Source organism: Oribacterium sinus (assembly GCF_963537195.1).
GTDB lineage: Bacteria > Bacillota > Clostridia > Lachnospirales > Lachnospiraceae > Oribacterium > Oribacterium sinus_A.
This window is the reverse complement of sequence record NZ_CAUTEG010000030.1, coordinates 1-24616: the sequence shown is the minus strand read 5'-3', so window position 1 is coordinate 24616 and position 24616 is coordinate 1. Positions and strand designations below refer to the sequence as shown.

The 24616-nt window shown below is 44.6% G+C and carries 22 protein-coding genes and 1 tRNA gene; 16 read left to right on the top strand and 7 right to left on the bottom strand.

Going from position 1 to position 24616, the window contains the following annotated elements; genetic code table 11:
* From RYL27_RS05280 to RYL27_RS05250, 7 genes are all read left to right on the top strand, one after another.
* A partial coding sequence (locus RYL27_RS05280; RefSeq protein ID WP_314965746.1) for a DEAD/DEAH box helicase occupies positions 1–1659 on the top strand: 1659 nt, incomplete at its 5' end.
* Positions 1660–1921: 262 nt separating this feature from the next.
* Entirely contained in the window at positions 1922–2194 is a 273-nt protein-coding gene (locus RYL27_RS05275) for an HU family DNA-binding protein (RefSeq protein ID WP_007156668.1), read from the top strand.
* 4 nt (positions 2195–2198) lie between these two features.
* A complete protein-coding gene (locus RYL27_RS05270) occupies positions 2199–2438 on the top strand; it encodes an RNA-binding S4 domain-containing protein (protein WP_007156667.1) in 240 nt (79 codons plus the stop codon).
* Between the two features lie 26 nt (positions 2439–2464).
* Positions 2465–2743 carry a septum formation initiator gene (locus RYL27_RS05265; RefSeq protein ID WP_314965744.1) on the top strand — a complete coding sequence of 93 codons (279 nt, stop codon included), beginning with the start codon at positions 2465–2467 and terminating at the stop codon, positions 2741–2743.
* A 116-nt stretch (positions 2744–2859) separates the two neighbouring features.
* Positions 2860–3945 carry a tRNA lysidine(34) synthetase TilS gene (gene tilS / locus RYL27_RS05260; RefSeq protein ID WP_314965743.1) on the top strand — a complete coding sequence of 362 codons (1086 nt, stop codon included), beginning with the start codon at positions 2860–2862 and terminating at the stop codon, positions 3943–3945.
* A 50-nt stretch (positions 3946–3995) separates the two neighbouring features.
* Positions 3996–4526, top strand: a complete 531-nt coding sequence (hpt, locus tag RYL27_RS05255) for a hypoxanthine phosphoribosyltransferase (protein ID WP_314965740.1) — start codon at positions 3996–3998, stop codon at positions 4524–4526.
* An 80-nt stretch (positions 4527–4606) separates the two neighbouring features.
* Positions 4607–6670 carry a glycoside hydrolase family 13 protein gene (locus RYL27_RS05250; protein WP_314965739.1) on the top strand — a complete coding sequence of 688 codons (2064 nt, stop codon included), beginning with the start codon at positions 4607–4609 and terminating at the stop codon, positions 6668–6670.
* 74 nt (positions 6671–6744) lie between these two features.
* Here RYL27_RS05250 and RYL27_RS05245 read toward each other — a convergent pair whose 3' ends face one another.
* The 6 genes from RYL27_RS05245 to murI form a co-directional block, all read right to left on the bottom strand.
* Positions 6745–6978 carry an HPr family phosphocarrier protein gene (locus RYL27_RS05245; protein WP_007156661.1) on the bottom strand — a complete coding sequence of 78 codons (234 nt, stop codon included), beginning with the start codon at positions 6976–6978 and terminating at the stop codon, positions 6745–6747.
* Between the two features lie 253 nt (positions 6979–7231).
* Positions 7232–8815 (bottom strand): D-alanyl-D-alanine carboxypeptidase family protein, encoded by a 1584-nt coding sequence (locus RYL27_RS05240; protein ID WP_314965736.1) that lies wholly within the window; start codon positions 8813–8815, stop codon positions 7232–7234.
* Between the two features lie 41 nt (positions 8816–8856).
* On the bottom strand, positions 8857–11001 hold the full coding sequence (locus RYL27_RS05235) for a sensor histidine kinase (RefSeq protein WP_314965734.1): 2145 nt from the start codon (positions 10999–11001) through the stop codon (positions 8857–8859).
* Between the two features lie 2 nt (positions 11002–11003).
* Positions 11004–11717, bottom strand: a complete 714-nt coding sequence (locus tag RYL27_RS05230; RefSeq protein ID WP_007156657.1) for a response regulator transcription factor — start codon at positions 11715–11717, stop codon at positions 11004–11006.
* A 132-nt stretch (positions 11718–11849) separates the two neighbouring features.
* Positions 11850–11922: transfer RNA gene (locus RYL27_RS05225), tRNA-Lys, on the bottom strand.
* Between the two features lie 82 nt (positions 11923–12004).
* Positions 12005–12808: a glutamate racemase gene (gene murI, locus RYL27_RS05220; RefSeq protein ID WP_314965732.1), complete on the bottom strand. Its 804-nt coding sequence runs from the start codon at positions 12806–12808 to the stop codon at positions 12005–12007.
* 266 nt (positions 12809–13074) lie between these two features.
* On the opposite strand from murI, the gene hprK reads away from it, so the two are divergent.
* From hprK to dusB, 9 genes are all read left to right on the top strand, one after another.
* Entirely contained in the window at positions 13075–14022 is a 948-nt protein-coding gene (gene hprK, locus RYL27_RS05215) for an HPr(Ser) kinase/phosphatase (RefSeq protein WP_040648658.1), read from the top strand.
* 15 nt (positions 14023–14037) lie between these two features.
* A complete protein-coding gene (gene murB, locus RYL27_RS05210) occupies positions 14038–14916 on the top strand; it encodes a UDP-N-acetylmuramate dehydrogenase (protein ID WP_314965730.1) in 879 nt (292 codons plus the stop codon).
* A gap of 11 nt (positions 14917–14927) precedes the next feature.
* Entirely contained in the window at positions 14928–15764 is an 837-nt protein-coding gene (gene rapZ / locus RYL27_RS05205) for an RNase adapter RapZ (RefSeq protein ID WP_314965747.1), read from the top strand.
* A gap of 86 nt (positions 15765–15850) precedes the next feature.
* Complete coding sequence (gene whiA, locus RYL27_RS05200; protein WP_314965727.1) at positions 15851–16552, top strand: DNA-binding protein WhiA; 702 nt, start codon at positions 15851–15853, stop codon at positions 16550–16552.
* 161 nt (positions 16553–16713) lie between these two features.
* Entirely contained in the window at positions 16714–16974 is a 261-nt protein-coding gene (locus RYL27_RS05195) for an HPr family phosphocarrier protein (protein ID WP_314667313.1), read from the top strand.
* A gap of 129 nt (positions 16975–17103) precedes the next feature.
* Positions 17104–20574 carry a DNA polymerase III subunit alpha gene (locus tag RYL27_RS05190; RefSeq protein ID WP_314965724.1) on the top strand — a complete coding sequence of 1157 codons (3471 nt, stop codon included), beginning with the start codon at positions 17104–17106 and terminating at the stop codon, positions 20572–20574.
* Positions 20575–20693: 119 nt separating this feature from the next.
* Complete coding sequence (gene pfkA / locus RYL27_RS05185; protein ID WP_314965722.1) at positions 20694–21671, top strand: 6-phosphofructokinase; 978 nt, start codon at positions 20694–20696, stop codon at positions 21669–21671.
* A gap of 192 nt (positions 21672–21863) precedes the next feature.
* Positions 21864–22226 carry a DUF6145 family protein gene (locus RYL27_RS05180; RefSeq protein WP_314965720.1) on the top strand — a complete coding sequence of 121 codons (363 nt, stop codon included), beginning with the start codon at positions 21864–21866 and terminating at the stop codon, positions 22224–22226.
* Between the two features lie 121 nt (positions 22227–22347).
* Positions 22348–23382 carry a tRNA dihydrouridine synthase DusB gene (gene dusB / locus RYL27_RS05175; protein WP_314965718.1) on the top strand — a complete coding sequence of 345 codons (1035 nt, stop codon included), beginning with the start codon at positions 22348–22350 and terminating at the stop codon, positions 23380–23382.
* A 222-nt stretch (positions 23383–23604) separates the two neighbouring features.
* On the opposite strand, the gene RYL27_RS05170 is transcribed toward dusB, so the two are convergent.
* Entirely contained in the window at positions 23605–24363 is a 759-nt protein-coding gene (locus RYL27_RS05170; RefSeq protein WP_314965716.1) for a DeoR/GlpR family DNA-binding transcription regulator, read from the bottom strand.
* Positions 24364–24616: the final 253 nt, after the last annotated feature.

The window sequence follows — 24616 nt, the reverse complement described above, 5'->3', positions numbered from 1 at the left end:
GAGGCCTTCCCCTACGAGGAAACCGGAGACCAGCTTTTGGCCATTGAAGCCACCAAGGAAGACATGGAAAGTGAGAAAATCATGGACCGTCTGGTTTGCGGGGATGTGGGCTACGGAAAGACGGAAATAGCCCTTCGGGCAGCCTTTAAGGCGGTGCAGGACTCCAAGCAGGTGGCCTACCTTTGCCCCACCACCATTTTGGCCCAGCAAATCTACAATGGCTTTGTGGAGAGGATGAAGGGCTTTCCGGTGGAAGTGGGAATTCTCTCCCGTTTTCAGAGTCAAAAGGAAGTCCATAAGACCCTGGAACAGCTTGCCAGCGGACGAATTGATATCTTAGTGGGAACCCACAGATTACTATCAAAGGATGTGCATTTTAAAAATCTCGGGCTCTTGGTGGTGGATGAGGAACAGCGCTTCGGGGTACAGCATAAGGAGCGCATCAAGTCCTTAAAGGAAAATGTGGATGTGCTTACCCTTTCCGCAACCCCTATTCCCAGAACTCTCCACATGTCTTTGGTGGGTATTCGAGACCTTTCCATACTGGAGGAAGCTCCCATGGACAGACTTCCCATCCAAACCTATGTAATGGAAGAGGAGGAAGGCACCATTCGGGAGGCCATTTCCAGAGAGCTTCGGCGAAACGGTCAGGTTTACTATGTGCATAATCGGGTAAAAAGCATAGAGGATACGGCGCTTCGCCTGCAAAAACTGCTTCCGGAGGCTAGAATTGCTTATGCTCACGGGCAGATGGGAGAGAAGGAACTGGAAGAAATCATGCTTTCCTTTATTGCCGGAGAAATAGATGTACTGGTATCCACCACCATTATCGAAACCGGACTGGATATTCCCAATGCCAATACCCTGATTATTCAAGATGCGGATAAGATGGGGCTTTCCCAGCTTTACCAGATTCGAGGCAGGGTGGGAAGATCCAACAGAACCTCCTATGCATTTTTACTTTATAAAAAAGGAAAAAGCCTTACGGAAGAGTCGGAAAAACGCTTAAAGGCTATCCGGGAATTTACGGAGCTGGGCTCCGGAATTCGTATTGCTTTAAGAGACCTGGAAATCCGCGGGGCGGGAAATGTATTGGGAGCAGAGCAACACGGCCACATGGAGGCGGTGGGTTATGAGCTTTATACCAAGCTCCTTCGCCATGCGGTGCTTCTGGAAAAGGGAGAAAAGCAGGAAGAGGAGGACTTTGAAACCCAGCTGGATGTGGATTTGGATGCCTTTATTCCGGAAAGCTATATGGAAAATGAGGAGCAGAAGCTGGAGGCTTATCAAAAGATTGCCCTTTTAAGCAGTGAAGAAGAGAAGATGGATTTGGAGGATGAGCTGACAGACCGTTACGGTGACCTGCCCTATCAGGTGGAAAATCTCTTCCAGGTGGCAAGCCTTCGAAATCTGCTTCATAAAGTAGGGGTAACGGAGTGTAAGATCAAAAGGGGAGAAATTCACTTTTTATTCTTTCCTAAGGCGAAAATCAATACCGCTGCCATTCCTACCTTGATTTCCGAGTCCCAAGGGGAAATTCGATTTGTAAATGGAGAGATTCCCAAGCTTTTATATAAAAAGAAGAATTTACGGGATTTGCCCAAGATTCAGGAAAGTATGGAAAAGGCGAAGGAGATAGCGGAAGCTCTACTACCATAATGTAGGATACAGCTTTAAAATTTGCAGATAGATTTAAAAGAAGCGGTCGAGATTTTTAGACATATTCCCACGTTGCCCTAAAAACGAAAGAAAAACTATCAAAATTTTTACTAAAATAGGGAAAAAACATAGGAAATCTTAGGAATTACAAGGCTTTCGTTGACAGGAGAAAGGGAGAAAGTTATAATGCACTCGTATGTGGGGCTTTGTGCCCCAAGTAACAAGACTACGCCGAAAAATCGGCGATTATGGAGGATGAAAGATGAATAAAGTAGATTTGGTTTCCGCAGTAGCAAAGCAGGCAGAGTTATCTAAGAAGGATGCGGGATTAGCAGTTGAGGCTGTTTTTGATGCCATTTCTGAGGCTTTAGAGAAGGGTGATAAGGTTCAGCTTATCGGTTTCGGAACTTTCGATGTTTCTGAGAGAGCTGCAAGAGAGGGACGTAACCCAAGAACCGGAGAGACCATGAAGATTGCTGCTTCCAAGGCTCCAAGATTCAAGGCAGGTAAGGCTTTAAAGGATCGCGTGAACTAATTTCATGCGACTGGATAAGTATTTGAAGGTATCTCGTCTCATAAAAAGACGCACAATTGCTAATGAAGCCTGCGATACCGGTCGAATATCTGTTAACGGGAAAGTGCAGAAGGCTTCCTACGACGTAAAGGTAGGAGATGTCATCAGCATTCGTTTCGGAGAAAAAGCAGTAGAAGCCAAGGTATTGTCGGTGCAAGAGACTGTGCGAAAGGATGAGGCGGCAGAGCTATTTCAATATCTATGAGAAAGCAAGAGAAACAGAAAAGAAAAGTGTTTAAACATGGGGTTACTGTCCTGGGATTGTTCATGGTGGTAGCCCTTCTTGCTATTGTTATTTTTGTTCGAGGCAGAGAACTTACGGAGAAAAATAAAAATTATCTTGCTATGGAAGAGAGTTTGGCTGAGGAGTACAGTAAGGAAGAGCAACGGGCTAAAGCTCTGGAAGAGAAAAAAGTCTATGTGAAGACCAAAGAGTATATCATGGCAGAAGCAAGAGAGAAAATTGGATTCCACATGCCGGATGAGATTAGAGTAAGGCCGAAAGAGTAAACACTGAAAGAGGAAAACCCTATGGCATAGACTTTATCTATGCCATAGGGTTAGGATTAGAGAAAAGCGAAAGAGGAAGATTCTTCTTTCGTTTTTCCTTTGTATACAGGGATAAAATGAGAAAAGGAATCGATACCGAGCTATTTTTACAAGTGAAAAAACAGCAGTGGATAGGGGAAGGGGAGCAGATTTTGCTGGCTCTTTCCGGCGGTGCGGATTCCATGTATCTTTTTTATTTTTTAAAGGAATTACAGAACCATCTTTCTTTTTCTCTTAGAGCCATGCATGTGCAACACGGTATCAGGGGAGAAGAAGCTGTAGAAGATGCTGCATTTTCCAGGCAGCAGGCGGAGCTATATCAAGTGCCTTTTTTGGAATATACTTGTTCCGTACCGGATTATGCCGAGGAAAATAAACTGGGACTGGAAGAGGCGGCAAGAGCCCTTCGATACAAAGCCTTAAAAGAAGAAGCTCTTTGTTGGCAGGCGGAAAGCGGCCGAAAAACAAAGATTGCCTTAGCGCATCACATGGATGATCAGGCGGAAACGATATTGTTTCATTTGATTCGAGGGGCGGGATTTTCCGGAATTAGCGGCATGAAGGCAGAAGAGCTTCTCTCAGAGGCTGAAAAAGAAGCACATTATGCAGTCAATCAAGAAGCCAATCAAGAACCCCATCAAGAAGGCATTATCCTTCTTCGCCCCCTCCTGTCTTTACGGAAAGAGGAGATTCTGAAGCGGCTGGAGGAATTGGGGATTCCCTATCGGGAGGATAGTACAAACCGGGACAAAAGCTATGCCAGAAATTATCTTCGTTTGGAAATCTTACCCGCTTTGGAGAAGATTAATGCCGGAGCGGTAAAGCATTTGCTGGAGGCGGCAGAGCTTTTTTCGGAAACGGAAGCCTATTTTCAAGAGAAGACGAAAGAATGGATAGAGCAATACGGAGAATGGGAGCAAAGCTCTTCGGGAAAAAGCATTTCTCTGTCCATTCCCCAATTAAAAAAGGAAAATGCGCTTTTTCGCAGAGAAATCTATAAGGAAGCCATCTTTTTGTTAAGGGGCAGTACCACAGAGTTTGGAAAGCTGCATTATCATGGTATTGACCACTTGTTGAAAAGGGGAAACGGTGGAAGGCTTTCTCTTCCGAAAGGTGTACAGGCAAGAGTGGAACAAAAACAACTGCTTTTAGAAAAGTTTTAAAATCATGTAATCCGGAATTTTATAGGAAAATAGTAAATGGGGGACTCAATATGGAAAAAGAAGAAAAAATCCGAGTACTGTTTTCGGAGGAGGAAATTGAAAAGCGGGTAAGTGAACTGGCGGAGGAGATTGGAAGAGACTATGCCGGAAAGGACCTGCATTTAATCTGTATTTTGAAGGGGGCGGCTCCCTTTATGTGTGAGCTGGCGAAAAAATTAAACAATCCCCGAGTTTCCATGGATTTCATGGCAGTCAGCAGCTACGGTTCTCAAACCCAAAGCTCCGGGGTAGTAAAGATTGTAAAGGATTTGGATGAGCCCTTGGAAGGAAAGAATGTTCTATTGGTGGAGGACATTATCGACACGGGAAGAACCTTACACCATTTGGAGCATTTGCTTCGGGAAAGGCGTCCCGCTTCTTTGGAAATCTGTACTCTCTTGGATAAGCCTGAGAGAAGAGAGGTAGAGGTAGATGTAAAATACAAGGGATTCTGTGTTCCGGATGTTTTCGTTGTAGGCTACGGCATTGACTATGCCCAGAAGTATAGAGCATTGAACTACATCGGAGAAGTGATTCTTTAAGTTTGCAAAGCTTTGATTGGAATTCGGGAAGGGCGGTATCGCTTTTTTCAGGATTGGGGGAGTAAAGGAGGATTTCCGAAATGGAGGAAAGAGGAATCAATCGAGAGGCCTTATATAGCATAGGAAAGGGGTTTTACCGGGAACCGGAGGAGAGCCCGGCCTTTTCGGATGTGACCATTCGTTTTCGTACCCTAAGGGAGGATGTAGACAGGGTTTTGGTTTATCTTCCGGATGAACAGCAGATTTATGCAATGAAGCTGGAAAGCAGCGACCACTATTTTGATTACTATGAATTGGAAATCAAGCTGAAGGATAAACCCTTACATTATTATTTTCGCATTGAAAAGGGAGAAGAGATTATCCATTACAACCGTTTAGGGGTAACGGAAGATTTAGATATTCAGTACGCATTTTCCATTTTCCCGGATTTTTTTGTTCCGAACTGGATCAAAGGTGCCACCATGTACCAGATTTTTGTGGATCGTTTCCGAAACAGTGACGGAAAGAACAATGTAGAGGACAGGGAATATATTTATCTGGGACGCCCTGTAGAATCTGTTTCGGATTGGGATGCCCCTGTAGAGTCCTTTGATGTACATCGCTTTTATGGCGGCGATTTGGAAGGGGTTTGGGAGAAGCTGGATTATCTGGAGCATTTGGGGGTAGAGGTTCTATATTTCAACCCCCTCTTTGTGTCTCCCTCCAATCATAAATATGATACCCAGGATTACGATCATATTGATCCCCATTTGGGAAGAATTGTGAATGACGGGGGCAAGGTTCTACCAAAGGGGGAAACAGACAACAGAGAAGCCTCCAAGTACAGCATTCGCAGTACGGATAAAGAGAATCTGGAGGCCAGTGATACCCTGTTCTTACTTTTTGTGGAGGCCTGCCACAAGAGGGGGATGCGAGTAATTATCGACGGCGTTTTTAACCACTGCGGTTCCTTCCATCGCTATATGAATGCTTCCTATTTCTACAAAACCGGGGAGGGTTCACCCTATCCCAAGGGAGCTTATGAAAGCTATTACAGTCCCTATCTGGATTACTTTCATTTTGCGAAGGAAGATGAGAGCGATTGGCCGGAAAATGACAGCTATGAAAAGTGGTGGGGAAATGATACTCTGCCGAAATTGAATTATGAAAATGCTCCCAAGCTGGAGGCGGAAATCTTAGCGATTGCAAAAAAATGGGTTAGTCCTCCCTTTTCCTGTGACGGCTGGCGCCTGGATGTGGCGGCTGATTTAGGGCACAGCGAAGCCTATAACCACAGATTTTGGAAGAAGTTCCGAAGAGCGGTGAAGGAGGCCAATGAAGATGCGGTAATTTTAGCAGAGCATTACGGAAATCCCAGCGCCTGGCTGAAAGGGCAGGAGTGGGACAGCATTATGAACTATGATGCCTTTATGGAGCCGGTCAGCTGGTTTCTTACCGGTATGGAAAAGCATTCCGACAGGGCTGAGCCGGAGAAATTCGGAGATGGAGAGCTATTCTTTAATACCATGCGTTATAACATGGCAAAGCTTCCGGAAAATGCCTTGGATGCTGCTATGAATCAGCTGTCCAACCATGATCATTCCCGCTTCTTAACCAGAACCAACAGAAGAGCCGGAAGAATGAAAGACGGCTTTGATGATGCGGGAATCGGCATTGACTTCGGTCTTTTCCGTTTGGCAAGCATGCTTCTATTTACCTGGCCGGGAGCACCCACCCTGTTCTACGGAGATGAAGTAGGCGTATACGGATGGACAGAGCCGGATTGCCGAAGACCTTACCCTTGGGGAAAGGAAGATTTGGAGCTTTTAGAATATCATCGCTATCTGATTTCCCACAGAAAGGCATCCAGCGCCCTCAGAACCGGAAATCTTATGCTGCTGAAAAGCGGAAGAAACTGGGTTTCTTATCTTCGATGCAGTGAACATCAAATCGCACTGATTATTATTTATTGCGGAGATGAGGACTGTACTTTGGATATCCCCCTTTGGAGAGCATCCGTTACAGATAAGATGGAGATTCGAAGAGTACTGAAAACCGATGGAAGAGGCTATAATGCAGGCCAAACCAAGCGCTACACGGAAAATGGCATCCTTTCCAGTAGGTTAAGAGCAAAGACAGGAAAGATTTACCTTATAGACTTTTAGACTTTACAATAATAAAAAAAGAGCTACAGAAGAGATTGTAATTCAGTTCTGTAGCTCTTTTTGTTTTCTTAATTCTATTCGGTAACTACGAAAGCCGAAAGCTTATCTTCCACGAACTTAAGGCGCTCTTCAGGTACGGAAAGCTCATGAACCTTTCCCACTCCGAGATACAGAATTCCTAAAATGGATTTTGCGTCTACGCAACGGTTTCCGTCGCATAAATCCATATCAAAATTGAAGTCTCCTGTAACCTCCACAAATTCGTTTACACTGTCCGCATTGGGAATCATAACGTGTAATGTTTCCATTCTTATCCTCCTTGATGAAATAGACCCTTATCCTGCTATTTTTTCTTTAAAATTAAAACCATATTGTATTACGACAAAGTGCTTGAAAAAAATAATAGTATTGCATTATGAATTTTATCACGGCTTCTTTAGGAGAACAAGAAATATATTCTAAAAATTCCGGGACAATTCCTAAAAAAACTATTTTTGCTTTTCTATAGGCTTTCTCAAGATGAATCATTCAAGATTCAAAAAGAAATGCCTTCCCATTCAACTATTTTTTTTGTCTCTTTCGCTTTTCAAACATCAGGTCACGCTTTGCCTTTTGTTCTCGGCTAAGGTCCTTTGTGTGCTTTAACATTCTTTTTCTTCTTCTGGCTCTGTAGAATTCTTCCCTTCTTTGGAAAAGATAGAGGAAGAGAAGAGAAAGAAGCACCAGAGCGAAAATGGCAAAAAGAATCTGAAGCACCCGTAGGATAGGCTTTTGCAGGATGATTTTTCCTGCCTTCTTATCGAAGACAATGGGGGCGTGGTTTGTTTTTTCCACGGCTGTGGATTCTTCCGCCTTGCTTTCGTTTTCCTGACTCTCCATGGCTACGGAAATCTGCTTTGGAATATTTTCCGCCTTCTTTAAAGAAGTATTGGGAAGGTCCTTGCTGTCTTCCTCTCTTTTAGAATCCTCCAGATACACATAAGCCGTGCCCACGGTCCTTCCATCGTACTGATAAAGGATCTTGGCTACCTTTCCGCTGGCTTTTTCTGCCTCACTGATATCGTAGGATAGGGTAGAGGCGATATCCGTTATGGGAATATTTTTGGGAAGACAGATTTGCTCATCTCTTCCTACGGTAAAATGCAAAGCTTCCACCAAGGGGAGCCCGTCTACCGTCCAGGGATTTTCCAACTGGGAAAAGCGTGGATCATTGTTTTCCGCAGGGTAAGAATTAAAATTGGCAAAGCCGAAATCAAAAAGCTTTTTGCTGTCCCTATATTGGGAGTTATGACCGTTTAAGATTACGCAAATTAAGGTAGTATCCCCTCTTTTGCAGGCTGTTACCAAGGTGTTTCCGGCAAGAAGGGTATATCCGGTCTTTCCGGCAAATACACCGCTGTAATACTCCTTGTTGCTTTTTTTCATCATCTTATGGTGAGCATAGATGGTGTTTTCCGGGGCATTGGGATCCGGATACTTAATCAAGGGGCCGTGGGTGTATACCTGGGTAGCATCAATCTGGCAAAATGTCGGATTGCTTATGGCGTACTGCATGATTTTTGCCATATCCAAAGCACTGGTGTAGTGTTCCGGATTGTTCAGTCCGGAAGGATTGGTAAAATGAGAATTCGTACAGCCGATTTCCGCTGCCTTTTGATTCATTAGCTCTGCGAATTTTTCGTTGGAGCCGGCCACATGCTCTGCCAGAGCATTGGCACAGTCGTTGGCAGAATGAAGCAGCAGGGAGTAAAGACAGTCTCGAACACTCAGCTTATCTCCCGGAGATGCGGCAATGACAGTGGAATTGTTTTCCAGATTTCCTCTGGTGGCTTCCTGGGAAAATGTGACCTTTTCTTCCAGATTTTCCACATGCTCCAAGACAACGATGGCGGTTAAAACCTTGGTGATGGAGGCGGGAAAGTAGTGGGTATTCTCATTTTTGGCATAAAGAATAGTGGATGACTTGGCATCCATCAGCAAAGCACCATCCGCTTCGATTTGATCGGTGCAAGCAGGCCAGGTATCTGCAAAAGCCTGTTTGGAAAATACAAAAGAGAAAAGCATGGAAAAAAGCAGAACAAAATAGAGGCTTTTTCTACTGTATCGACACAGGTCATTTTTCAGAGATTGTTTTATCTTCTTCAATTTACAATTCCTCTTTCAGAGATTGTTTTATCTTCTTTAACTTACAATTCCTCTTTAACTAAAGGGAAGGAAAGGGAAACCTTATACAAATCCCCGTCAATTTCAATCTTCATTTTACCGTTCATCAGCTTGGTCAGGCTTTTCGCAATGGACAAGCCAAGGCCTGAGCCCTCTGTACTTCGGCTTACGTCTCCTCGAACAAAACGTTCCGTTAACTCTTCCGGAGAAACGTTTAAGGGGGCTTCTGAAATATTTTTCATGGTAAAGGTAGCCTCTTCCTCATCCTTTTGCAAATCCACATAAACACGGCTTCCCTGTAAAGCATATTTACAGCAGTTGTTTAACAGATTTTCCAGTACACGGAAAAGCTGTCGACCGTCCGCCAGAATCAGAATATCCTCCTGGGGAAGGGTGGTTAGCACCTGTAAGGAGCGGGCCGCCAACTTGTCTTCGAACTCCCCCAGACTTTGCTGCAAAATCTCAGTGTAGTGAATCGGGATAAGCTCCAAAGAGATATTTCCGGAGCTGGCCTTGCTGGCTTCCACCAAATCCTCCGTCAGATTCTTCAAACGTGCGGACTTTTGCTCCAAAACGGCGATATATTCTTGGACTCTGGGGCTTTCAATATTTTCCCGCTTTAAAAGATCCACATAGCTGATAATGCTGGTAAGGGGGGTCTTTAAATCATGGGAAACATTGGTAATCAGGTCGGTTTTTAAACGCTCCGCCTTAACCTGCTCCGTTACCGCCGCCTTTAAGCCCCTGCTGATGGAGTAGGAGTAGTAGTCGATGGAAATCAAAAGGAAGAGCAGTAGCAGGCTAAAGCCCAGATGCAAAAGGCTTTTTTGGTGGAAAAAGCAGTAAAGATTATAGCCGAAAAGTCCGATGCCCAGGAAATTCGGAAGGACGAAAAGCAGGACGCTGTAGAGTCGGGAGCGGGCAAAACCGCTGGCGGAGAGGGTACTCTCCAGAAGACTCCAAATTCTTCTGCTATAGGAAGAAGAAAATAAAATTCCCTTTCGCATCTGCCGTACCAAGGAAAGAAGCAAAGGCAGAAAAACTGTGTAGCGAAGGGCGAAAAGTCCCATCCTATGGAAGAAGAGGGGTTCCGGTAATTTTCCCAGCACCAGAATCAAACTGTCGAAAAAGTATCGATTGAAGACCTCTGCAAAAAAGAACCAAAAGACAGCAATGGCTAAAATGCCTTCCAGGGGCACCCGGTCAATGGCATAAAGAATCATTTGTCGATTTTCTCCCCTACCGGTGTGTAATAGTAAGGAAGCAAAGCTTAGCACAAAGGCAAGCAGACTTCCGAAGAAAAGCACCACCCCCAGAATACTCAGGTTTCTTCGGATGCTATACTCCTCCATCATGGTCTTATATTGATCATGAACAGGAAAAGAGGTATCCACCCCTGCAGCAAAGACATAGGAACCGTCCTTATAAGGGTCTCTGGCCTCCAGAAGAGGCACCAGATTGGAAGGAATCGTTTTTAAATTGCTTTTGATTTCCAAAGAGGAAGAGTCTGTAAAAACATATTTTCCCAGCTTTTGAATTTTTTCCGCTGTGCCGTCATTTTCATTATTGTAATAGGTGGAATTATTGCCGTTACTATAGGCCACATAAAAATGAAAATTGGAGCCCTGATCAAAATATCGGGAGCGAATCGCATAGTATTTTGCCAAATAGCTCAGCGCTTCCTTTGACAGCCTTCCCAGACTCATAAAACCGTCAGCGGGGCTGGCAGGCTGGTAATCCGGAAGATAGGCGCGGTAAATGACTTTAATCTGGTGCTCTTTTTCGTCCTGTTCCTTGGTGACGGTGGCGGGACCGTCTTCCATGATTTCATTTTTCTCATTTAAATAGTAGCCCATGGAACGGGCATACTTAATCAAATAGTCCAGACTGTAGGAACGGGTAGCGCCGTTACTTTCACTCTGGGCTATGGTATGGTTTAAATCCAGGGTACCTCTGGTTTCAAAAAGATCCCGAAGATCAATATAATCGAAGATATCATTGATGCTTTCCGAAACCGCACTGTCGAAGCTGGAGGAAGAAAGATAGTTCTTCTCCTGCAAAAAGGCAATGGTATCACTTCCCTTAGGGGCAAAATGCAACAGCACCAGACTGATGGAAAAGAGAAATAAAATGAAAAAATGGAGCAAAAAAGGGAGAAGACGTTTCATGCTTAGTCCTCGCTCTTTCCCTGCTTTTCGATTTTATAACCCACACCCCAAACTACCTTCAGGTATTTGGGTTTTCTGGAGTTGATTTCAATTTTTTCCCGAATATGACGGATGTGCACCGCTACGGTGTTGTCCGCTCCGATGGCTTCCTCGTTCCAAATAGAGGTATAAATTTCGTCAATGGAAAAGACTTTTCCTGCATTTCGAACCAGGAGAAGGAGAATATTGTACTCAATAGGCGTAAGCTTTACCAGCTCGCCGTCTACGGATACCTCTTTGGTGTCATCATTAATCACCAGACCGCCGCAGCTGTAAATGGCTTCTCCCTTAGACTGTTCATTCATATTGCCCAGTTGGGTGTAGCGGCGAAGCTGGGACTTTACTCTGGCCACCATCTCCAAGGGGTTAAAGGGTTTGGTGATATAATCATCCGCACCGATATTTAAGCCGAGAATCTTATCGGTGTCCTCTCCCTTGGCACTGAGGATAATGATGGGAATGGAGCTTTTTTCTCGAATCTTCAAAGTGGTACGGATACCGTCCAGTCCGGGCATCATCACGTCCAGAATGATAAGATCCACATTTTCCTTCTCCAAAATCTTTAAAACATCATATCCGTCAAATGCCTTAATCACCTGATATCCTTCTCCGGTAAGGTAGATGGAAATGGCTTCTACAATCTGTTTATCATCATCGCAAACTAAAATCTTTTGCATAAAAATCTCCTTTACTCAAAAGTTATTTCCTACAGAGTATAGCAAAGCTTTTAAGAAAGAGAAAGGACAAGCCAAAGTCTTTAGAAAAAAATAAAAAAAAAAGAATGTTGCTCTTCCAACATTCTTTAGAACTGCGCCCTCAGGGACTCGAACCCTGGACAAATAGATTAAGAGTCTACTGCTCTACCAGCTGAGCTAAGGGCGCTTATTTCTGCCGTTTTCGCGGCACCCGTACAATATACAAAACTTCCGAAAACTTGTCAAGAACTTTTCTAAAAAAATTTTTTTTAAGAAAAAGGACGGCAATTCTTCCGGTAAAAGGCCTCCATCAAAGAGCTGTCTTCGTTACTGCTAAAAAGCACTACTTCTCCTTTTTGTACGCCTTCCTTCAAAAGCCCCCTCTCCTTCAAACGGTGCCGGGTTTCCTTGGCTGTGCCCTCCGCTCCGTCAAAGAATTGAACATGATAGGGCAGAGCTTTTTGAATCTGTTCCTTTACAAAAGGAAAATGAGTGCAGCCCAGCACAATAGAAGAAATGGCTTCTTTCTGATAGGGAAGTAAAAGCTGATGAAGATAGTCCTCCATTTCCGGACTGTCCCCCTTTCCTGCTTCTAAGAGACGAACGATACCCGGGGAGGGGAGGAGAAGAAATTGGGAAGGATCTCCAAAACGAGAAATCAGCTGGTGCAGACGCTCGCCTTGAATAGTGTGCTCTGTAGCCATAATCAGAATCTTTTTTTTTGTTTTATCCGATTTAGATTCATCTTGTAATGCTTCTACTGCAGGCTTTACCGCAGGCTCCATACCGATAATGATATCCTCCGGAAACAGCTCCCGAAGATAGGGGGCGGCTGCGGATGTGGCGGTATTACAGGCGATAACAGTGGCTTTTATCCCTTTTTCCTGTAGAAAACGATAGGCGGAGAGGGACAGAGAACGTACGTCTTCCTCTGATTTTTCACCATAGGGAGCATGCTTTTGATCTCCGTAGAAAATAAAGTCTTCCCCCGGAAGCTCCTGCTTGAGATTCCTTAAGACACTTAGTCCCCCAAGACCGGAATCAAAAATACCGATTGCCTTGTCCTTCTCCATTTTCGCCTTCTCCTCCTTTCCCCGGTATATTCTTTATCTTTTTTATCTTCTGATGAACTATTTCTTCAAAAACAATGGCGTATAAACGCCCGGGACATCTTATTCATAACGAGTATCGTGCGCAAAGCGTGCGATATCTCGTTTATTAAGACTATTTTGAAGTGTAGCATAGCTTCTTTGGGATTGCAATTTTAGCCTGAAAAACCTATACTGCAAAAGATAGAAAAACAGTGGGACAATGCATCCCCCTAAAGCAGGAGGTTTTCATGAAAAGTGCGGAAAAGGTGAGTGTATCGGAGTTAATTAAAAAAGAAAATTTAAAGAATCTCACTCCGGAAATAGATACGGATCAGATTTACATGACGATTCCGGATGTAAACCGTCCTGCTTTACAACTTGCAGGATTTTTTGCCCAGTTTGATTCCGAGCGTGTGCAGATTATCGGAAATGTGGAAACGGCGTATTTGATGCGGATGGAAAGACCGGAGAGAAGGGCAAGATATAATGAGATTACCAAGTATCCTATCCCCTGTATTATTTATGCCAGAGACATTGAACCGGATTCCTGTATGATTTCCGCATGCCAGGAGGCCGGAATTCCTCTTTTATCCAGCCCGAGACCTACTACGGAGCTGGAGGGAGAAATTATCCGTTGGTTAAAGGTAAAGATGGCACCGATGATTACCGTCCATGGCGTATTGGTGGATGTATATGGAGAGGGTGTCCTCATCATGGGGGACAGCGGAATCGGTAAGTCGGAGGCCGCATTGGAGCTGATTAAAAGAGGACACCGTCTGGTCAGCGACGATGTGGTGGAATTAAGAAAGGTTTCCGATGAGTCCCTAGTGGGAACGGCACCGGACATTACCAAGCATTTTATTGAACTTCGAGGAATCGGTATTATCGATGTAAAGCAAATGTTCGGTGTGGAATCGGTGAAGGACACCCAAACGCTGAATATGGTCATTAATTTGGCGGAGTGGTCCAAGGAGAAGGACTATGACCGTCTTGGATTAAAGGATAACTATATAGAATTTTTAGGCAACAATATTATCAGCTATGATATCCCCATTCGTCCGGGAAGAAATGTGGCTATCATCGTAGAGTGTGCCGCCATTAATAACAGAGCTAAAAAGATGGGGTACAATGCGGCACAGGTGCTGTATGAGCGAGTAACCGCCAACATGAAAAAACAGGAAGCGGAAGATTTTTAGAGGAAAGAGAGCAGGATGGAGCATAGAACGGAGCAGAGCTTAAAGGACTATACCAGCTTCAAGGTTGGCGGAAAGGCAAAGGACTTTTATATTCCCTTTACCATAGAAGAAGTACAAGAGCTGGTACAGGAGTTATACAGGGCAAGTCGACCTTATCTGATTCTGGGGAACGGCTCCAATCTCCTGGTTTCCGACGAGGGTGTGGAAGAAGCTGTTATTTTACTAAAGGATAATCTGTCCGCTTGTAGCATAAAGGTGCAGGAGGACGGTCGGGGACTTTTGGAGGCGGAGGCAGGTTGTACCCTGAAGGAAATGGCGGAAGTTGCCATGGAAGCCGGCTACACCGGCTTTGAGCCGCTGTCCGGAATTCCCGGAACCCTTGGAGGGGCAGTGAAAATGAATGCCGGGGCCTATGGAGGAGAAATCAAGGATTTCTTTTATCAGGGACTCCTTTTAAATGAGAAGGGAGAGCTTCAAAAGAAAGAGCTTTCCGAAATGGATTTTTCCTATAGACATTCCTGTCTATCGGAAAATGATATTTGTCTAAAAGCAAGCTTTCTTTTGGAAAAAGGAAATCCTGCGGAAATCCGGGAAAAAATGCAGGATTATCAAAGACGGAGAGAGGAAAAACAGCCTTTGGATATGCCTTCAGCAGGCTCCACCTTTAAAAGACCGGAGGGAGACTATGCTTCCCGCCTTATTGAAGTCAGCGGCTTAAGGGGCTTTCAAATGGGAAGAGCGGCGGTGTCCGATAAACATTGCGGTTTTGTGGTGAACCTGGGAGGAGCCGGCGCCAAAGAGATTTACCGACTGATCAGGGAAGTGATTCGAATTGTGGAAGAAAAGCAGGGAGTGCGTTTAGAAACAGAGGTAAAGCTGTGGGGGAAATTTTAATTGTAACCGGTATGAGCGGGGCGGGCAAAACCGTTTGTCTGAAGCATTTGGAGGACTTCGGTTTTAACTGTATTGACAACCTGCCCATAGGGCTTATGAATTCTTTTTTGGAGCTCTTGCTCTCCAGTAGGGAAAATGAACAAAGGACAGCTTTAGGGATTGACAGCAGAAACGGAAAAGAGCTTTCGGAATTGGAAAAGATAATTGAAAGCTGGCGAGAAGAAAAGAAGGTGCCCTTTCGAATTCTTTTCCTGGATGCGAGTGATGAAGTGCTGATTCAACGCTATAAGGAAAGCAGAAGAAGTCATCCTCTGTCCAAAGAAGGCAGGATTCAGGATGGCATCACAAAGGAAAGAGAGAAGATGGCCTTTCTTCGAAAGAAGGCGGATTTAATCATTGATACCTCCAGACTCTTAACAAAAAATCTCCGGCAGCAGCTTAAGGAGATTGTGCAGGAGGAGAAAAAGTATCAAAATCTTCAGCTTTCCATTCTTTCCTTCGGTTTTAAATACGGAATGCCGGAGGACTTGGATCTTCTTTTTGACCTGCGCTTCTTACCAAACCCCTATTATGACCCGAATTTACGGACCCATACCGGGGAGGAAAAGGAAGTCCAGGATTTTGTGTTTCAGGATGGAAATGCGCAAATCTTTTTAGATAAGCTGGTGGATTTGTTTCAATTCCTCCTTCCTCTTTATGTAGCGGAAGGGAAAAATCAGCTGGTATTGGGACTGGCCTGCACCGGAGGAAAGCACCGTTCCGTCACTATGGCGGAAAAATTGTATCAATCCCTAAAGGAACATGCGGATTATGGGATTCGACTGGAACATAGGGATATAAAGAAATGATATAAGTCCTAAAAAATATAAAAACCTCATAAAAAATAGAAAAAATAACGAAAAACAGCGTAGAAAATTACCAAGAGACAAAAGTGATGGCAGAAGAAAAACAAGCAAAAAAAGCCTCTTTTTCCCAGAAAGTCAAGGAGGAGCTAAGGAGAATTGACTTTACAGCATTGGAAAAAACCTTTAAAATTAGGGCAGATGATGAGAAGGGAAGAAGGGAAAAACTGCGACAGATTTTTCTTTCCAACGCTTCTTTGACTAATCCCCAAAAAGAATATCATTTGGAATTTGTTTTTTCCGAAGAAGAGGAGGGCAGAGAAGTAGAAGAAATTCTACGGCATTATTCTCTACATCCAAAGCAGGGAAAAAGAGGCAAAAACCGGATGGTATACCTAAAGGATGCTTCGGAAATCGCAGATGTTTTAAAGCTCTTAGGGGCAGTGGATGCCTTGATGGAATTGGAGAATGCCCGCATTTTAAAGGAAGTCAGCGAAAATGTTAACCGGCGCGTGAACTTTGAAGCCGCCAACATTAATCGCACCGTGAAAGCCAGTTTAAAGCAGCAGGAAGAAATTCAATACATCGAGGAAGTCTTAGGACTGGATCAACTGGAGAAGGCCCTGCAAGAGGTGGCAAAGCGTCGTTTGCAATACCCGGATGCTTCTTTGGAGGAACTCGCACAGGGATTGGAACCCCCCATAGGAAAGAGCGGGGTGAATCATCGCCTGCGTAAATTGGCCAGAATTGCAAAAGAACTTCGGGAGGAACATTCCGCTACGCATAAGAAATAGGATTAAAAAAATAAAATATGCTAAAGAGGAGCTTTCCTCGCAAAGGTACATTGGTTAGGCCTGCATTTTCAAGACAATTTAGACAGACAGCTTTGGAACTGAGGATGGAGTGAGGACACTCTGCGTTTAGGGAGCTCAAATGCACCAGGGAGGCACAGACCATGAAAGACAGTAATGTAACCGTTAACTTATCAAACAAAACAGATGATCATCCGGTGGCGATGCTCGTACAGATTGCCAGTCGCTTTCAATCCAGCATCTATATGACGGAGGGAAGCAGAAGGGTAAATGCAAAATCCATTATGGGGATGATGGCACTCGGCATTAATAACGGCGCAGAGCTATATGTATCTGCAGAGGGAGAAGATGAAGAGGATGCGATTTCAGCAATCAGCGGATATCTTCTTGGAGAAGCGATTTAAACAGAGGAGCTCGGAAACGGGCTCCTTTTTATATACAAAAAGACTAGGCAATACGGAAATTAGCCTGTACAGTATAGAGGTTAGGATAAAGGGTTTAAGGCGAAGGTCTTGCGGATAGAAGGATAGAAAATGGCATTTACACACTTACATGTACATAGCAGCTATAGTTTGTTGGACGGCTCCGGAAAGATTCCGGAGATGATTGCCAGGGTGAAGGAGCTTGGAATGGACTCCATTGCCCTTACAGACCATGGGGTTATGTACGGTGTAATTGACTTTTATAAAGAGGCAAAGAAGCAGGGGATTCATCCGATTCTGGGATCGGAGATTTATTTAAGCCGTTCCATGGAGGAACGCTTTATCCAGAAGGGAGAGGCCAGATACTACCATCTGGTGCTTCTTGCGGAAAATGATACAGGCTATCATAACCTGATGAAGCTGGTGTCCCTGGGCTTCACCGAGGGCTATTACTATAAGCCCAGAGTGGACTACGAAGTTTTGGAAAAATACCATGAGGGGATTATTGCTCTATCCGCCTGCCTTGCGGGAGAGGTATCCAGAAATCTTCGGCTTTCTCAGTATGAGGAAGCAAAGCAGGCGGCACTTCGCTATGAAGGCATTTTCGGGAAGGGGAATTTCTTTTTGGAAATGCAGGACCACGGCTATGCGGAGCAGAAGCTGGTGAATCAGGGCATGTTACGCCTCCATGAAGAAACCGGAATTCCCTTAGTGGTGACCAATGATATTCACTACACCTATAAGGAGGATGCCAAGGCCCATGACATCCTGCTTTGCTTGCAGACCGGAAAAAAACTGATGGACGAGGATAGAATGCGCTATCCCGGAGGACAGTTCTATATCAAAAGCGAAGAGGAGATGGAAGAACTGTTTCCTTATGCGAAGGAAGCTTTAGAAAATACCGCAAAAATTGCCAAGCGTTGCCAGGTGAATATTACCTTTGGGGAATATCATTTGCCGAAATACCCTGTGCCGGAGGGCTATACGGCCTACAGCTATTTGGAGGAGCTTTGTCTAAAGGGGCTGGAGAAACGCTACGGTGAGAGCCGGCAGGAAAATAAGGACAGGCTCTACTATGAGTTAAATACCATTTCCGATATGGGCTTTGTGGACTATTTTTTGGTGGTTTGGGACTATATTCATTTTGCCAAAACCCACGGCATAGCGGTGGGGCCGGGAAGAGGCTCCGCGGCAGGCTCCATTGTGGCCTATGCTATAGGGATTACGGATGTTGACCCCATGGAACATCAGCTGCTTTTCGAGCGATTTTTAAACCCGGAACGTGTAACCATGCCGGATATCGACGTGGACTTCGAGTACGAAAGACGACAGGAAGTCATTGACTATGTAGGAAAGAAGTATGGAAAAGAGCAGGTCAGCCAGATTATCACCTTCGGAACTTTAGCGGCAAGAGGGGTAATCCGAGATGTGGGTAGAGTACTGGATATTCCCTATGCCAAATGTGACCAGCTGGCAAAGCTTGTGCCAAACGAATTAAATATGACCTTGGAAAAGGCCTTAAGTGTCAGCAAAGAGCTAAAAAATCTTTATGATACGGAAGAGGAAACCAGGCAAATGATAGATATGTGCCTTCGTTTGGAGGGACTTCCCCGGCACAGCTCCATGCATGCGGCAGGAGTGGTAATTGCCGGAAGTCCGGTTTCCGACTATGTGCCGCTGTCCAGAGGCTCCGACGGTTCCATTACCACCCAGTTTACCATGACCACCATAGAGGAGCTGGGGCTATTAAAGATGGACTTTTTAGGCCTTCGCACCCTGACGGTAATTCAGGATGCCCTTCGTTTTATAGAGGAAAATCACGGGGTAAAGCTGGACTTGGACAAACTGCCCTATGATGATGCCAAGGTTTACGCCATGCTTTCCAAAGGGGATTGTGCCGGCGTGTTCCAGCTGGAATCAGCGGGAATGGTAAACTTTATGAAACGATTACAGCCCTCCTGTCTGGATGACATTATTGCGGGAGTGGCTTTGTATCGTCCGGGGCCTATGGACTTTATTCCGGACTATATTGCCGGAAAGAAGAATCCTGCTATCGTACACTATGACTGTAAGGAGATGGAATCCATCCTGAAAAATACCTATGGGGTAATTGTGTATCAGGAGCAGGTTATGCAGATTGTGCGTGACCTGGCAGGCTTTACCATGGGCGGATCGGATCTCTTACGAAGAGCCATGTCCAAGAAGAAGACCTCCGTCATGGAGGAGGCAAGACAGAGCTTTGTCTACGGCAATGCGAAAGAAGGCATTGCAGGCTGTATTTCCAAAGGGATTTCTGAAGAGGTGGCAAACCGGATTTACGATAAGATGATTGACTTTGCCAAGTATGCCTTTAATAAGTCTCATGCGGTAAGCTATGCCCTGCTTTCCTATCAAACCGCCTATTTAAAGTATTACTATGCTCCGGAATTTTATGCCGCTACCATGAGCTCCTTTATGGATAACACGGTGAAAACCGCTGAGTATATCGAGGTAGCCAGAGAACAGGGAATAGAGATTCTGCCTCCGGATATTCAACTGGCAGAGGTGGGCTTCTCCGTGAAAGAGGGAAAGATTCGTTACGGCCTATCCGCGGTAAAGGGCGTAGGAAGATCCGCCGCTGAGCAGATTATTCTGGAAAGAAAGAACGGCCCCTTTAGAAACTTTGAAGATCTGGTACAACGACTAAGCCAAAGAGGCATTAACCGAAGAGCCATGGAGTCTTTTATCCATGCAGGAGCCTTTGATAATCTGGAAGGAAACAGAAGGGAAAAGCTGGTGATGCTTCCGGAGGTTTTGGAGGATTTACAGAAGGGAAAGAAGGATCAGATTGCAGGGCAGATGAGCCTTTTGGATCTTTTGGGAGAAGAGGCGGAGGAAAGACAGGAATTTGAGCTGATTTTTCCGGATTTGGAAGAATTTCCAAAGGCTGAGCTTCTGCGAAATGAAAAGGATGCCTTAGGTGTATATCTTTCCGGACACCCCTTGGACAGTGACAGGGCGCTCCTAAAGCAGCTTTGCAGCAGAAGAGCCAGAGACTTCTCCCTGGAAGCGATAGAGGAAGAGAAGAATCTTGTGGACGATGAGCATTGTACCGTAGGAGGAATGATTACCGGCATTAACAGGCGGATTACCAAGAAAAATGATATGATGGCCTTTGTGACTCTGGAAGACAATACCGGCTCCATGGAAGTGGTGGTATTCCCTAAGACCTATGAGCTTACGGAGGAGCTGATACAGGAGGATAGAAAGGTCTTTGTCTACGGCAGAGTACAAATGAGCGATGAAGCCAACGGAAAATTGATTGCTGAAAAAATTATAGCTTTTGAAAATTTGCCGAAAGAAATTTGGTTGCAATTTTCCGACAAAGAGGCCTATCTGGAGAAGGAAAAGGAAGTTTTGGAATGCCTGTCTCAAGAGGGAGGCGAAAGTACCGTGGCCATTTACCTTAGGAAAGAAAAGGCTATAAAACGCTTAGGGAAGCTTTATGCTGTACAATCTTCCCAAGAATTGCTGGAAAATCTTGCAAAAATTGTAGGTCCGGAAAATGTGAAAGAACAGCTAAAATCCTTGAAAAATGCTTAAGGATAGAGTAATATAATGTACTTGTTCAGAAAAAAATACATGGCGGAACAGGTGGTAAGACCGGTATAGAGAAACGGTAAAGAATAAAATAAAAACAGTAAGGTAGATTGGAGGCAGTTATGGCAGGGAAAGCAGTAAAAACAATTGGTGTTTTGACTTCCGGAGGAGATGCTCCCGGAATGAATGCGGCGATTCGTTCCGTGGTAAGAACCGCGATTCACAATGGCTTAAAGGTTAAGGGTGTTATGCGTGGCTACGCAGGACTTTTAGAGGAAGAAATCAAAGAATTGGACAGCCACTCTGTTTCCGATATTGTAAGCCGCGGAGGTACTGTACTCTACACCGCAAGATGTAAGGAGTTCACTACTGCGGAAGGACAGAAAAAGGGTGCGGAGATTTGTAAAAAGCACGGCATTGACGGCATGGTAGTTATCGGTGGAGACGGCTCCTTTATGGGAGCGGGAAAGCTTTCTTCCTTAGGGATTAATACTATTGGTGTTCCCGGAACCATTGATTTGGATATTGCCTGCACAGATTATACCATCGGTTTTGATACCTCTATCAATACCGCTATGCAGGCTATTGATAAGATTCGAGACACTTCTACCTCCCACGAGCGTTGCTCCATTATCGAAGTAATGGGAAGACACGCAGGCTATATCGCTCTTTGGTGTGGTGTGGCAAATGGTGCGGAAGAAATTCTCCTGCCGGAGAAGTATGATGGAGACGAGCAGGCCATCATTAACCGCATTATTGAAAGCAGAAAAAGAGGAAAGAAGCACTACATCATTATCAATGCGGAGGGAATCGGACATTCTTCCTCCATGGCAATGAGAATTGAGGCGGCAACCGGTATCGAAACCCGAGCTACCATTTTAGGACACATGCAGAGAGGCGGATCTCCAACCTGTAAAGACCGTTATTATGCTTCCATTATGGGCGCTAAGGCAGTGGAGCTGCTTTTGGCAGGAAAGTCCAACCGTCTTGTGGCATACAAGAAGGGCGAATTTGTAGATTACGATATTCAGGAAGCACTGCGCATGAAGAAGGATATTTCTGAGGAGCAGTATCGTATCGCTCAGCTTCTGGTAAGATAAGAGAAAATCTTTAGAATAAGAGGGAAGAAGTCGGAAGAAATTTCGGATTCTTTCCCTCTATTTTTTTGACGAGTATCGCCGGCGTAGTGTGCATTGTTTCACTTTATTCTTAATGATTATCCCTCGCGTAGTGTGCACTATCTCATTTTATGTTATGATGGGACAGGCAAAAAATCCGAAAGGAGCAAAACAATGGATGAAAAAGCAATGAATCAGGAAGCGCTAAAAAAAGAAGAAGAGAAGGTGCTCTGCGGTGCCAATTCCTATAGAGAACAGTATTTTTTTAATCCCCGCTTTTCTCTTCTGCCTAAAGAGGTGCAGGAAAGTCTGCAAAAAATCACCGTTACTTATACAGAGGAAATCGGCGGCGTGTTTCTGATGCAATTCGGAGAAGAAGGAAGGCTGGAGCTTATCAGCATTGCAGAGGAGGCGGACTATCTTTATGACCCCATAGGGGCAGAGCTAAAGAAGAAGCAGATTCAAAAGGACTATAAGGAGCTCTTTTCCAAGCTGGAAGAGTATTATGCAGGATTGCAGAATCTAGAGAAGAAGTAAGAGAAGTCGATGCAATGCTTCAAAATATAGAGAAAAAGTAAGAGGAGTCTATGCATTGCTTTAGAGTAGAAAGAAGGACAGTATCGAATATTTTGTTGAAAAAGAAAAAATAGAAGAAATCGTGAGAAGTCACGGAATATCCGACTTTTCCTATGAGGAGGCCTTGGAAAAAAGAGAAGAAGAGGGGGGAGAAAACCTCTTTCGGCCGATTTCCTTAAAGGATTGTAAGCTTCCCGGAAATATCCTGATGGCGCCCATGGCAGGGGTGACAGATCTTCCTTACCGTATTCTTTGTAAGGAAATGGGCTTAAGTTTATCCTTTACGGAAATGGTGTCGGCGAAAGCCATTTACTATGGCAATCAAAATACCGATTCTTTGCTTGAACACAAAGGAGAACCGGGGCTTGTATCGGCACAGCTTTTTGGCTCTGATCCGGCCTTGATGGCGGAAATGGCCTGTCGAATCGAAGAGGACTTTGACGGCATTGATGTGAATATGGGCTGTCCCGTGCCTAAGGTGGTACGGAATCAGGAGGGCTCTGCTTTAATGACCAACCTTCCATTAGCGGAACAGGTTTTAAGCAGCATGGCAAAAGCCTTGAAGAAACCTCTTACAGTAAAGTTTCGCATCGGCTTTACGGATGATGCTATCAATGTGGTGGAATTTGCGAAAATGGCAGAGGCCTCCGGGGTGGCTTCCGTGACCATTCACGGCAGAACCAGAGAGCAATATTATAGAGGAAAGGCCAATTGGCAATATATTAAGGAAGCCAAGGAAGCCGTGAAGATTCCCGTCTTTGGAAACGGAGACATTTTCCAAGAAGAGGATGCTCTGGCCATGCTCCTTTCCACCGGGGTAGACGGTATTGCGCTGGCCCGGGGAATCCAAGGGAATCCCTTTTTGATACGAGCCTGTGTCAGCCTTCTCTCTGAAGGGAAGAAGCTTCCGCCGGTGAGCCTTTCGGAAAGAAAGGAAATGATGCTTCGGCATCTAAAGCTTATGGTGGAGATTAAGGGAGAGCATCTGGCGCTATTGGAAATGCGGAAGCATCTTTCCTGGTATATGGAAGGCTTGGAAAATGCAGCCCGCTGGCGACAGAGGGTGAATACAGAAAATGATTTGGAGAAGGTGTTCCAAATGGTTAAGGAACTATAGAATATAAAAAATTTCTGTGGAATTATGTAAATAAGCTTTCCACAGCATAGCTTGCATTCGAGGCACGCTCCCGCTAACTTCGCCTTCGTAGTGGACACTAAGCGAAAAACTTCATTTCATTTGTTTTTCGTAAGTGCCAACGGGCTCAGATTGCCTCTCATTTAAGCTATGCTGTGTAAAGCTTTTATATTTGTCAAAAAGATGGATTGTTTCTATTTCATCTTAGTAAATAAGCATTGGAATCTGCTCCTTCAAAGCCCTCTGTAAGGAGGGGGAGAAGGGGGCATCCGACACCAGACAGGATAGGGCCTGAAAGTCTGTCAGCTTAAAGAAGCCAACAGCATTTTCCTTGCTGTTATCACAAAGCAGGATGGTTTTTTCCGCATTTTCCATCATGCTTTTTTTGACTAAGCCCTGGGAATCATCTCCTTCGAAGATGCCCTTTTCCTGAATCGCTTTGCAGGACAGGATGGCAAGCTCTGCATGAAAGTTCTTGATAAATTGGGAGGTGAACTCCCCCACAATCGAAAGACTCTTGTGCTTCAGAACGCCCGGACAAAGAAAGCAGGTCAGGTTTTGCGCATGGGATAATTCGTTGGCAATATTGATGCCATTGGTGATGATGGTAAGGTGCTGCTTTGTCTTTAAAATAGGAGCCAGCTGACAAACGGTGGAAGAAGAGTCCAAGAAGATTACCATACCGTCTTTGATTAGCGGCTCCATTTTTCTTGCAATGATTTGTTTTTTATCCAAATTTTCTATTTGTCGCATACTGATAGGGCTTTCTTTCGCAGACTTTACCACCAAAGAAACATAGCCGTGGGAACGCTTCAGTATGCCATCTTCTTCCAGAGACATCAGGTCTCTTCGAATCGTAGAACGGGAAGCATAAAGCTTCTTACATAGGTAATTGATACTGGCAAAGCCGTTATGCTGGTTTAGGCTTTCAACAATTTCTCTTTTTCTTTCATTAATCCCCATTTATTTCTCCTTATTTTTCATGAACAAAAATGTTCAATCTTGGACAGTATAGCACAGAAATAGGAAATATTTCCAACAAAATGTTCAAACATACAATTATTTTATGAAATATGCTATATTCTGGATATTAAAAAATGACTTGAAAAATCATTCATAAGGAGTAGCGGAGAAGGGCTTACTCCTAAGCATTTATAGGATATAGGGCAGATCGGAAGAGCGTCGTGTAGGGAAAGAGTGTTCTACTCTGTGTAGA

What these genes read in the sequence shown, in the direction of transcription:
- RYL27_RS05275 (WP_007156668.1), top strand. Translation starts at nt 1,922, where the DNA reads ATGAATAAAGTAGATTTGGTTTCCGCAGTAGCAAAGCAGGCAGAGTTA.
- RYL27_RS05270 (WP_007156667.1), top strand. Translation starts at nt 2,199, where the DNA reads ATGCGACTGGATAAGTATTTGAAGGTATCTCGTCTCATAAAAAGACGC.
- tilS (WP_314965743.1), top strand. Translation starts at nt 2,860, where the DNA reads ATGAGAAAAGGAATCGATACCGAGCTATTTTTACAAGTGAAAAAACAG.
- hpt (WP_314965740.1), top strand. Translation starts at nt 3,996, where the DNA reads ATGGAAAAAGAAGAAAAAATCCGAGTACTGTTTTCGGAGGAGGAAATT.
- RYL27_RS05250 (WP_314965739.1), top strand. Translation starts at nt 4,607, where the DNA reads ATGGAGGAAAGAGGAATCAATCGAGAGGCCTTATATAGCATAGGAAAG.
- RYL27_RS05245 (WP_007156661.1), bottom strand. Translation starts at nt 6,978, where the DNA reads ATGGAAACATTACACGTTATGATTCCCAATGCGGACAGTGTAAACGAA.
- RYL27_RS05235 (WP_314965734.1), bottom strand. Translation starts at nt 11,001, where the DNA reads ATGAAACGTCTTCTCCCTTTTTTGCTCCATTTTTTCATTTTATTTCTC.
- RYL27_RS05230 (WP_007156657.1), bottom strand. Translation starts at nt 11,717, where the DNA reads ATGCAAAAGATTTTAGTTTGCGATGATGATAAACAGATTGTAGAAGCC.
- murI (WP_314965732.1), bottom strand. Translation starts at nt 12,808, where the DNA reads ATGGAGAAGGACAAGGCAATCGGTATTTTTGATTCCGGTCTTGGGGGA.
- hprK (WP_040648658.1), top strand. Translation starts at nt 13,075, where the DNA reads ATGAAAAGTGCGGAAAAGGTGAGTGTATCGGAGTTAATTAAAAAAGAA.
- murB (WP_314965730.1), top strand. Translation starts at nt 14,038, where the DNA reads ATGGAGCATAGAACGGAGCAGAGCTTAAAGGACTATACCAGCTTCAAG.
- rapZ (WP_314965747.1), top strand. Translation starts at nt 14,928, where the DNA reads ATGAGCGGGGCGGGCAAAACCGTTTGTCTGAAGCATTTGGAGGACTTC.
- whiA (WP_314965727.1), top strand. Translation starts at nt 15,851, where the DNA reads ATGGCAGAAGAAAAACAAGCAAAAAAAGCCTCTTTTTCCCAGAAAGTC.
- RYL27_RS05195 (WP_314667313.1), top strand. Translation starts at nt 16,714, where the DNA reads ATGAAAGACAGTAATGTAACCGTTAACTTATCAAACAAAACAGATGAT.
- RYL27_RS05190 (WP_314965724.1), top strand. Translation starts at nt 17,104, where the DNA reads ATGGCATTTACACACTTACATGTACATAGCAGCTATAGTTTGTTGGAC.
- pfkA (WP_314965722.1), top strand. Translation starts at nt 20,694, where the DNA reads ATGGCAGGGAAAGCAGTAAAAACAATTGGTGTTTTGACTTCCGGAGGA.
- RYL27_RS05180 (WP_314965720.1), top strand. Translation starts at nt 21,864, where the DNA reads ATGGATGAAAAAGCAATGAATCAGGAAGCGCTAAAAAAAGAAGAAGAG.
- RYL27_RS05170 (WP_314965716.1), bottom strand. Translation starts at nt 24,363, where the DNA reads ATGGGGATTAATGAAAGAAAAAGAGAAATTGTTGAAAGCCTAAACCAG.